Below are 1,106 nucleotides of genomic sequence, written 5' to 3' on the forward strand. Positions count from 1 at the left end.
GATTCGCTGACAAATACCATTCCGCCTTTCCACTTCATTGAACCGTTTTGCCGGACTTTTCTGACCAGCATTTGTGAAGGGTAATTCACCTCCGGCACACGTCCGTCGTAGAGGCGGCTGGATGGCACATAAACATCCGCCGGAACCTTCATTGCCAGGGCCTTGTGAGGGCGTTCGTAGTTGTATTCGTGGCGAAACCGTTCAAACGCCAGCTGCTGCTGTACCAAATTATGCTCAGGTGTCTGAAGCAGCGCAGCCTTGAGGGTTCGGTGCATTCGTTCATGGCGGCCATTCTGGTCAGGGCGTCCGGGCTGGATACGCTCGGGATAGATACCCAAGCGTATGAACCAGGCCGCCAGGCTGGAGATGCGCGACACGCCGGTCGAGGCAAAAGGTGAACCGTTATCCGTGCGAATGACATTGGGCAACCCATACTCTCGAAAAGCCCAGTCAAATCCTTCGCGCGCCCCAGCCACACTGCTTTGCGCCCGACAAAGTAAGAGGAATCGACTGACATGATCGGAGATCGTCAAAGGAAAGCAGCGCTGACCTGATTGCAGGGCGAAGTCGCCTTTGAAATCCGCCGCCCATGTTTGATTGGGCTCTGTGGCTTCGCGTAACGGAATAGGCCCCGTCGGTGGGCGATTAAGGAAACGTCGTTTTTGCACCAGACCTGCACGCTTGAGCCATTCGCCAGCGGTGCTCAACGCGGGCCAAGACAGCTCCGCGTGCGTATTTTTAAGGTTGTGAACCAACTTCTCAGGCCCCCAACTCGGATGCTCGCGCTTATAAGCGATCAGCAACTCAAGGACATGCTCACTGATTTGATGGGGGCTGTGGTGTGGACGTCTGGACAGCTCTTTGAGCCCGTCGATGCCACGTTCAGCATAGCGCGCTAGCCACTTGTCCAAAGTGGGCCGGCTGACACCGTAATGCCGTGCTAGCTCACATTTGGAATAGGCGCCGGACATCCAGTCGCCTACGAGTTTCACTCTCTGATCCATTGGGGACTCTCGATTCCAGGGCATGGTCAGGCACCTCCTGACCGTATTTCATACCTGTAAACGATGTCTCCGGTTTAAAACGTAAAGGATGTCTCCGGTTTC

General features: G+C 55.3%; 1 protein-coding gene. It reads right to left on the bottom strand.

The genetic code is table 11. The features are described 5' to 3' along the window. The coding region (locus AC1RQB_RS28210) for an integrase core domain-containing protein (RefSeq protein ID WP_493095486.1) at positions 1–1,028 on the bottom strand (1,028 nt) is incomplete at its 3' end. Between the last annotated feature and the right edge of the window lie 78 nt (positions 1,029–1,106).

This window comes from Pseudomonas sp. GW822-FHT02E03, assembly GCF_058802325.1.